General features: G+C 47.9%; 12 protein-coding genes. 4 read left to right on the top strand and 8 right to left on the bottom strand.

The features are described 5' to 3' along the window. Positions 1 to 785: S-layer glycoprotein N-glycosyltransferase AglJ (gene aglJ / locus Q7V06_RS05240; RefSeq protein WP_304839077.1), on the bottom strand; the 785-nt coding region annotated here is incomplete at its 3' end. A gap of 36 nt (positions 786 to 821) precedes the next feature. Between aglJ and Q7V06_RS05235 the strand changes: the two genes are divergently transcribed. Further along, positions 822 to 1,391, top strand: a complete 570-nt coding sequence (locus Q7V06_RS05235) for a DUF99 family protein (protein WP_304839074.1) — start codon at positions 822 to 824, stop codon at positions 1,389 to 1,391. Here Q7V06_RS05235 and Q7V06_RS05230 read toward each other — a convergent pair. The 5 genes from Q7V06_RS05230 to Q7V06_RS05210 form a co-directional block, all read right to left on the bottom strand. Continuing rightward, entirely contained in the window at positions 1,363 to 1,869 is a 507-nt protein-coding gene (locus Q7V06_RS05230; RefSeq protein ID WP_304839072.1) for a type IV pilin, read from the bottom strand. The genes Q7V06_RS05235 and Q7V06_RS05230 overlap by 29 nt on opposite strands. 69 nt (positions 1,870 to 1,938) lie before the next feature. Then, complete coding sequence (locus Q7V06_RS05225) at positions 1,939 to 2,286, bottom strand: Lrp/AsnC family transcriptional regulator (RefSeq protein ID WP_304839070.1); 348 nt, start codon at positions 2,284 to 2,286, stop codon at positions 1,939 to 1,941. Positions 2,287 to 2,292: 6 nt separating this feature from the next. Beyond that, the gene (locus Q7V06_RS05220) at positions 2,293 to 2,529 is read right to left on the bottom strand and encodes an LSM domain-containing protein (protein ID WP_304839068.1); all 237 of its coding nucleotides are present in this window, start codon (positions 2,527 to 2,529) and stop codon (positions 2,293 to 2,295) included. A 64-nt stretch (positions 2,530 to 2,593) separates the two neighbouring features. After that, on the bottom strand, positions 2,594 to 3,541 hold the full coding sequence (locus tag Q7V06_RS05215) for a fructose 1,6-bisphosphatase (protein ID WP_304839066.1): 948 nt from the start codon (positions 3,539 to 3,541) through the stop codon (positions 2,594 to 2,596). 10 nt (positions 3,542 to 3,551) lie between these two features. Next, positions 3,552 to 4,445, bottom strand: coding sequence for a class 1 fructose-bisphosphatase (locus tag Q7V06_RS05210; RefSeq protein WP_304839065.1), 894 nt, complete (start codon positions 4,443 to 4,445; stop codon positions 3,552 to 3,554). A 186-nt stretch (positions 4,446 to 4,631) separates the two neighbouring features. Between Q7V06_RS05210 and Q7V06_RS05205 the strand changes: the two genes are divergently transcribed. Beyond that, positions 4,632 to 5,309 carry a tetratricopeptide repeat protein gene (locus Q7V06_RS05205; protein WP_304839062.1) on the top strand — a complete coding sequence of 226 codons (678 nt, stop codon included), beginning with the start codon at positions 4,632 to 4,634 and terminating at the stop codon, positions 5,307 to 5,309. A 21-nt stretch (positions 5,310 to 5,330) separates the two neighbouring features. Here the strand turns inward: Q7V06_RS05205 and Q7V06_RS05200 are convergent, their stop codons facing one another. Together Q7V06_RS05200 and Q7V06_RS05195 are read right to left on the bottom strand one after the other, a co-directional pair. Next, positions 5,331 to 5,972 (bottom strand): TfuA-related McrA-glycine thioamidation protein, encoded by a 642-nt coding sequence (locus Q7V06_RS05200; RefSeq protein WP_304839059.1) that lies wholly within the window; start codon positions 5,970 to 5,972, stop codon positions 5,331 to 5,333. Beyond that, complete coding sequence (locus Q7V06_RS05195; RefSeq protein ID WP_304839080.1) at positions 5,929 to 7,146, bottom strand: YcaO-related McrA-glycine thioamidation protein; 1,218 nt, start codon at positions 7,144 to 7,146, stop codon at positions 5,929 to 5,931. Before Q7V06_RS05195 ends, Q7V06_RS05200 begins: the two co-directional genes overlap by 44 nt. A gap of 68 nt (positions 7,147 to 7,214) precedes the next feature. Between Q7V06_RS05195 and Q7V06_RS05190 the strand changes: the two genes are divergently transcribed. Together Q7V06_RS05190 and Q7V06_RS05185 are read left to right on the top strand one after the other, a co-directional pair. Then, positions 7,215 to 7,979, top strand: a complete 765-nt coding sequence (locus tag Q7V06_RS05190) for a heparan-alpha-glucosaminide N-acetyltransferase (protein ID WP_304839057.1) — start codon at positions 7,215 to 7,217, stop codon at positions 7,977 to 7,979. 63 nt (positions 7,980 to 8,042) lie between these two features. Beyond that, the coding region (locus Q7V06_RS05185) for a methanogenesis marker 14 protein (RefSeq protein ID WP_304839054.1) at positions 8,043 to 8,940 on the top strand (898 nt) is incomplete at its 3' end.

Below are 8,940 nucleotides of genomic sequence, written 5' to 3'. Positions count from 1 at the left end.
GGTATACGTTCAATGGAATGGAGCCATTCATAGACGACAAAGGTCCCAAGAATTATACCCGCAATAATAAGTGAGAATCCAATCAGACCGAAGTAGAACAGGGGGTTTGCAACCTTTGCAAGCCTGTAGATCGTCTTGATTATCTTATACCCATCACGAAACGGATGGAGTTTTGTTGGAGTGCCTGCGCGCTGGCAGTAACTTACCGGAACAACAACAATCCTCAGTTCGTTACGGACAACCTCTGCTGCAATCTCAGTCTCAATTTCAAAACCTGATTCTTTAAGGTTAAGAGTTGAGAGGGAAGCCTTTGTAAAGGCACGGTATCCGGAGAGGATATCCTCAAGGTATGTACCATGTGCCCATTTGAAGAGAACGTTAATGATATGATTTCCAATATGATTTAAACGTGTCAGAGCACCTTTTTCATAACAGGAGAGCCGTTCACCAATGACATGATCAGCCCCTCTCTCAAGTGGAGCAAGCATCTTCTCAGCATCAGATGCTGCATATGTCCCATCTCCATCAAGCATCAGAATATATGGCTCTTCTATGAGCGAGAATGCCTCTATGATCGCAGCACCTTTTCCCTTCCCGGACTGTACAACAACACGCGCACCTGCCCGCTCCGCAACTGAAACGGTGCCGTCATTACTGTTTCCATCGATCACAAAGATCTTTGAAAACCCCAATTCCTGAAAATCCCGGATGAGGGGCTCTATCGTGAGGACTTCATTCAGTGTCGGAATAAGGATACAAACATCCTCCCTCTCGAGGGTCATCATACAATAGTTAATGAGTACATTCTGATAAGTGCTTGTATGCATCTCAACAAGCAGGGAGTTCGAATCCTTGGTATTGCAGAGAGCTGGACCGGCAGAGAACGTTCGATCCTGGCGGGCGTCGTCATGAGAGGGGATCTGAGAATCGATGGAACTGTTCTGTCTCACCTGACCATTGGCGGAATGGACGGTACAGATGCGGTAATTAGTATGTTTTCGTCACTTAAGAGATCAGACATTAACCTAATCCTCATCTCGGGTGCAGCTATCGCCTGGTATAATATCATCAATCCCGACCGGATTAGAGAGGAGACAGAGACTCCGGTCATCATCATTACCTATGAAGATTCAGAGGGGCTTGAGGATGCGATTAAACACCACTTCCCAGGAGATGAAGAGCGTATTCAAGAGTACCAGAAACTTGGGAGTCGTGATCAGGTGCATCTTAAAACAGGCTATACAGTCTTTTTGAGAAGATCCGGCATCCCTCCTGAGACAGCACTGCATATACTCGACCGTTTCACCAAGGATGGCAGGGTTCCTGAACCCGTCAGAGTTGCCAGACTCATTGCACGCTCAGTCATGCGGTCTTTACTGACCGGGATATAAGACCACCGTGATCCTTGTGGTAGACATCAAGCCGGATCCGGTCACCAGGACGGAAAGTGTTATCATTCATATCAAGATAGACAGGAGATCCCGGGTACCAGTAATATCCTGTCGAACCAACACCCCATAAACGCTGAACTCCAAGATGAAAGGTTTTAATGAAGAGATGTGCATTCATCGTCCTGATGATCGCCCCACTATCCTGATCATTGACAAATATCTCCGCCCTGAGTTCATCGTTTCTATAGACCGCAGTTCCGATATGCATGATCGTTATCCGGCTGTCATAGTTCATTGCACCATCCTCATTCAGGTGCTTCAACTCAGTTATTGCAAATATCTCAGGAGCCTCCCCGGCAGACCAGAGAGGTATATGGAGCATCAGAAGAAGGAGGAGTGCAAGAATAAACGTTACTGCGACGAGAATGACCACGCCCTGAATCTGAGAGTCACCATCGTCTGATTGTGGTCTGTGCACTAGAAATTATGGCCACTTCTTCTATTTATGCAATTTTAAAGAGAACAAGAAAAAAAGAGGGGAATAAAATTATTCAGTAAAATCCGATACTGCAAGCTCATACATCCAGTCAAGAAGGAGTTCGCATGCTTCAACAACACACTCCCGATCACAACCGACGCAGGGTATCAGATGCTCTCCAGCCATCAGGAGGGAAGGATTAATCACTCGTTTTTTTGTGGATTTTAAGAGGAAGGTCTTGATCCCATTTTTTCTGAAATCATGCCGTTCAACTACACCAGAATCGATAAGACGTTTAACAATCCGGGAGCACTTCCTGGAATCAACTTCGAGGAGCTTCCACAATTCACTCTGAAGGACGCCTTCACTCTTTGACTGTATTAACCTGAGCGCCTCTTCGAATAGTTCATCCGTCATACGAAATCAGAGTACCGGTGCAATACTCAAAATATTGTTCCCACGTATCACAACACATCCAAGATTACGCTCCCTTGATTCCTCACTGATCTCGGTTGCATCCTCCATATGAAGATTGAGATATTCATCCACTGCAATCAGACGCCCCTGAAATCTCCGACCGTCATCCTTAATTTCCACAATAATTTTGGATTCGACAAGAGAATTTACTTTTTTTATCGGCAAAACGATACTTGAAACCATTGTGGATAATATGGTAGGGGAGCCTCATTAACCTTTTCATACCACACTCAGAGGTGAGAAATGATCAGAGGAAGGGATCAAACGGACCATGAGCCCGTGCATATCCGCTCATCTCAGATCCTGCTCTTCTGACCGGGTCAAGAGCAGGATCATCAAATATATCAGCAGGACCGATAAGGCGCCCATTTGCAATCGAAAAACCAAGGCATACAATTCGTGGCGGCCCTCCTGATCGGGATCCCTGGGCATCACAGAGGGAGACCGGGATTATCGGCATCATCGGACGTTCTCCGGAGATTGATCGAACCATATACGGCACCGAGAACGGCTCGGCAATCTCTCCGAGCGTCGGGAAGATCCCACCGGCGCGGACGAGGAGTGCAGGCGCCCCAACATCCCGTGGCATGGAGACAGCAGCAGCCGGCTCACCATCTCTTCGTGAAACAAAAACCACCCCTGACTCATCTGATCTTCTGATTGAGGAGAGAAGCCTGTATGCATCTTCAGGAAGTGAAAAGATGGATACAACACCCCTCGTTTCAACAGATAGTTCGAACCCATCCCTGAGGTTTTCATCCGTAACCAGCCTTGTTGTTGAGAAGGGATCGCCAAAGATCCGATAGAGATGGAGATTATAGAGATCCATTGTCGGGAGATCTGAGAGAAATACGATGACATCCTCCTGCTCCCGCTCAGGGAAAGAGATACTGCATGAAGAGAACTGAGGGTTGGAGAGAGGAAGAGCGATCTTCTTCTTTCGAAGATACTCTCTGCATTCATCAAGTATCCGACAATTGAGATCCTGTATCCCCTCAACCGTCCTGTGCGTCAGCAGAAACGCCATCGCATCTCCGCACCGCAATACAAAGGAGTCGATGATGAGACCACCTTCTTCTTTCTTCAGCAGGCGGGAGGCTATCTCAAGCATACCCGGATGCACCCGGTGTGAACCCGCAAATCCACCCAGGCGGGCTGTGATTACCGTGCAGCTCAATGCCTCAGATCCACTCATACAGATCCACCTACTCCGTCATTGATTCGAGCCGCTCAATTAAACCCCTGCTCCCGACATAGATTGGGGTCTTCTGGTGAACCTCTGAGGGCATGATATCGAGAATATCAGATGAACCATTGCTGATCCTCCCTCCTGCCTGAGCAGCAAGGAAGCCTATCGGCTGTGCCTCAAAGACGAGGCGGAGTTTTCCATCAGGTTTGCCCTTCGCCGCAGGATAGGCATAGAGGCCCCCGTACTTCAGGATCTGATGGAAATCTGCGACAAATGATCCGGAATACCGACATTTCCCACCTTCATTCTCGATCGCAGCGATGAATCTGGCATGCTTATCCGTCCACTCAGGCCGTACACCACCGCTCCCATACAGGTTCCCTTCAGGAATCCGGATACCATCCTCCATCAGGAGATACCGACCATCATCTGACAGAGCAAAGAGTGCAACTCCAGATCCGATCGAGAGGGTGAGGGTTGTCATCGGCCCATAGAGGAGGTAGAGTGCCCCTTTCATGGTACGACCCGGCTGAAGAACCGATCCCCCTTCAAATATCCCGATGATCGTTCCTACTGCCAGATTAACTGCAATCAATGATGAGCCATCAAGGGGATCCATCACCACAGCATAGCCCCTTTGGCTTGCAGGGCATTCAACAATATGCTCCTGCTCTTCAGATGCAATTGCACAGACGAGACCGGATGCTGAAAGCACATCAGTGATCAGTTTATCAGACCATGTATCCATCTCTGCCTGAAGTTCACCAGATGAGTTGAGCGATGCAGCATACCGCTGGTTTGAGAGAAAGGCACTACGGATAGGCCCTGCCTGTTTTGCGATCAGGCAGATGAGGGATGCAAGATCTTCCTCACATGCATGTTCTTTCAGATATTCCTGAACTGTAATCATCAGATCATCACCTATTGGTCAATCATTCCTATAATTAAAAGGTGTTGTTGTATATCTTTTGAATAGAGATATAAATCGTATAAATACGTTAATACATTTTTATGCGTTTGATATATTATTTCTTCAATATACATTTATGCAAACTATAGCAGTAATATTAATAGCTTGAACAACTTTTCACATAGTATGAAGACGGGTAATCTGCTTGATGAGGGCATTCTATTATTTGATAAAGGTAACTTTGCAGAAGCATTAGTACTATTTGACAAGATTCTTGAAAGTGAACCTAAGAATACCAATGCCTGGTATGCTCGTGGAATTACTCTTAAAGGGCTCAAACAATATAAAGAAGCAATGATGTCATTTGATAAAACTCTTGCCATCAATCCAAAACATACAGATGCCAGATATGCTCGCGGCGACATCCTGGTCATTTATGGCAAGTATTCAGAAGCCATCGCACTATTTGATAAGATCCTCTCAATCAACCCAAACCATACAAATGCCCAGAAAAAACGTGAAATATGCTTATCCAGATTAGGTAAATTTTCTGAAGCACTCACAGTATGTGAAAAAATCCTTGCTATTGACTCAAAAAACGTTAAGGCTTTGAAAAGTCATGGACTTGCCCTTTATAATCTGAATCGATTTGTCGATGCAGTAGCATCATTTAATAAAGCTCTGGCTATTGCTCCAGACGATGTCGAGGCTCACAAAAACCGCGGAGTAACGCTGATGAAACTGGGTCAGTATGCAGATGCAGTCATTTCATTTGACAAAGTCCTTGAAGTCAATCCTGACGATGCAGGAGCTCTGAAAGGACGGGAAAATGCGATGAAAGCAACATCAAAAGGAGTTAAATAATACCTTTTATCGCATCTCATATCACTCTTTGTCAAGGAGAAATCTGACCCGCTCAAGCGCCGCTATCGCATCAAGCCGTTTCTGGTCAACTCCAGACTCTGCAATAAATGTGAGCAGACGGTCTCTTACAGGAAGAGGGAGTATAGTGGCAATCCGATCATATGTCCGCTCCGGATAGAAGATAGACTGTGCAGTCCTGATAAGGAGATCCGCCTCCTCTTCGGATATCACCTCTTTTTTTTGCGCTTGCCAAAGAGTGCACCTGATATTCACCAGAGGATCAGACAGAGGGAGATAGTTCTCGGGATCAAAGACGAGTGCAACCTCATCATCAGAAACCAGGGTTCCATTGCGGTAGAGTGAATAGATCACCCCGACACCCTCCATCCCAAGAGTGTCGAGCTCCGCTGCCCGAAGTGCTCCCATACTCGATGATCCTATCACCGTAATACCTGATCTGAGAAGAGATAGGATCTCCCGATGGCCAACAGCTGCATCCTGAAAGAAATATCCATCGATAATACAGACAATCTCTACCCCGTAAGACTGCACCTTCAGGAGGTCGCCGCGCCTGATTGGAGGAAGAAAGGTGGCATTCGGACAGATCGTCCGGGCCTCCTCATGAGGCAGACTTGGACCGAGGTAAACGACTGCGCCGTGCATTTTTACACCTTTCTCCCATCCGATCCTGATCCATCGCATATACCTCAAGGCCAGGAACAACCACCCTGACAACAGGAATACCCATATCAGGTCTCGTCAGATCAGATACAATTACCCTGTCATATCCGGAAGAGATCAGTTTGTCACAGACATACCTGATATCACTGAGGAGATCATCACTTTCATATGTTGGAATTATAGAACACGACACATCACCGTTCTCACGGAACCAGTATCCATTCAGTCGTTTCGTTCGTTCATACCCGATCTGGCGTCTCATATCAGCAACAACCGTATCTTCGCGGGCACCATGGATCTGGGTGAGGCGGCTCTGTGCAACCTCAGTTAATGCGCGGAGAATTGCTATCTCTGGTGTGGTATGTGTCCCCATACCGGTGACAAGGAGCGAGGGATCACAGAGGACAGTATCATCAGCTACCGCCGCGCAGGTAGGGATTCCAAGATCGCTTGTGATATTCCGCAGGATGAGATCGACTCCTGCATGGGAGAAACGGTCAATAATATCGGAACTTATCGGATCGGCAATATCAACGATTCGTTCGCCGGTGTACCGTGTCGCCTCAACAAGCGACCACGCATCCCGCTCGATCACCTCCATCAGTCCGTGGAAGATCGCCTCTTCAAGTGTATTTCCAGAGGCGATTCCATTCGTATTTGTTCGGAAAAGGGGATGATACGCGCGTGGGAGCGGATGGTAGACGGCATGTGCAGGGAGGAGCACCTCCTCCTCACCTATGATATCATAACCGGCAACCCAGGGGAGTGGTGCGTCAGGGTCAGCATCTCCCGGCAGGATCAGATCCCCGGGATCGACTGCCGATCTCATCTGAGAGATTTCAGAGAACCTGCCAGTTGTGACGGGATCCGTATACATCTCAGCCGAACACCGTTCGATACCTTCCATGATCGCAGAGACCCTCGCTGCAATTGGTGTTGCACCCTTTCCATTATAGACCGAGATCGCTCCACCTGCTGCCGTTGGCCGGATACAGGAGAAGACCGGAATACCAAGGCGATCAAGGCCGGTAATATCAGCGACCCGGGTGATACCTGCCTGTGGGAGGAGGGGTTCGATCCGCTCAAGTGTCGACTCAGGTGAGACGGCCCTGTGGGTTTCTGCCATGTACCCTTTTGGGCAGGAATTCAATATCATCTGACTCTCATACATCATCTCTCCCCAGATGATTACTAATTTTCCATTCAGATATCAGGGAGGATTCCATGAGGTTATATACAATACAGCGTAGAAATATCAGCCTGATGCAGTCAACTCCGGTTGCAGAACGTGACATCACCCTTGATGCTGCCCGTGGAGTGGCGATCTGCGCGATGGTCGCCTATCATCTTCTCTTTGACCTTTTGTACTTCGGAGTGACTGGGCTGCCTCCGTTTTTTTTCTATCTTGCTTACCCAATAGCAGGTTCATTCATCTTTATCGCTGGAATATCACTCCATCTGAAGTCAGGATCGGCAGAAAGGCGGCTTGATCGACAAGGGTATTACAGAACATTTCTCATCCGCGGAGGAAAAATCCTCTGTATCGCAGCAGCAATCACCCTGATCACATGGATATACCCCCATAAGGGATGTATCGTGTGGGGAATTCTCCACCTCATAGGGGCAGCTACCATTTTAGCCATCCCATTTCTTCGTCTTGGGAGATGGAACATTATCCCGGCATGCATGATAATCGTCATATGGCTCATCTTTTTTCCAATTTCAGGACCAGACTATCTCATTCCGCTTGGAATTCACAGCCCGGTCTTTTACACCCTCGACTACGAACCGCTCATCCCCTGGTTCTCACTGATACTCCTTGGAATTGTTTATGGATCGTTCCGCTACCAAGGAGAAGCCAAACACAAAAACGAGAACAGTATCCTCAGGCATCTTGCACTATTCGGACGCCATTCTCTCATTATCTACCTGATACACCAGCCGGTTATCATTGGAATACTCCTTATTACAGGGATGATCGTGATCTAAGTCTGTTGAACTTTCCGGAGTGAAACAGAAAGGTATATTGTTCTCCCTTGAGTATCGATCAGTATGTGCGCCGGTTTTTTAAAGCGATTCTTTGGTACAAAACCTCATATCGTTTATAGCCCGCCTCCGCCGTCGATATCACACGGTGCCGGCATGCAAATACCAGAATATAAGAACAAACCGTATTTCATCGTCGCATCCGTAGAGATGGGCAATACTACGACCAAATGCATCCTGACGGGAACAAGCCTTGAGACCGGTGCATGCTACGTCATCAACAAAACCGTGAGCATGAGCCGTGATGTCCGCCCGCCAAAACCAGATGAGGAGGTATTTGGAGAGACTCTGGACGGAACCAGACTCACACGCGAGTCTGTCACCGAACTCGTCCGTGACACATTGCTCCAGTGTCATCGTGAGGCGAAACTGAATATCAAGACCGATCTTGACTTTGTGGTGAGGAGTACCGGTGTTGTCGCAGCAATGGAGTCACCGGATCAGATCGGAGACTTTGTCATCGCCCTTGCAAATGGCTGCCTTGATGCCGGGGTACCGCCCCGAAAGATGACACCTCCGATGTCGATCGATAATCTCCCACCAAAACTGAAGTCACATAGTTTTGCTGATCGCCTCGTCTTCACCGGAGCAGTAGCCGGAGTTGTTCCACCTGTTGGAAGTACCGGGGTAGAGATGGTGGCAAACGAAATGGAAGGGGAGCTTGCAATGGCCGGGATTAAGGAGGGAGCAAAATGGACACCGGTCGACTTCAGAAATCCATGTATCTCGCTTGACTTTGGCACCACCCTTGACGGAAGGATCACAGGAGATGTCCACCATGATGCCGAGAACCCATTTGCAAAGACGATAGGCAACTTCTGTGGGCTTGCCGGTGCAATACCCGATGCGATCGTCAGGGGAACCGGACTTGTTGAAAAACGGACAGGAACGGCCCTTGATGTCT

It is taken from the genome of Methanocalculus sp. (assembly GCF_030651615.1).
Taxonomy (GTDB): domain Archaea; phylum Halobacteriota; class Methanomicrobia; order Methanomicrobiales; family Methanocorpusculaceae; genus Methanocalculus.
This window is presented reverse-complemented; position numbering and strand designations above follow the sequence as displayed.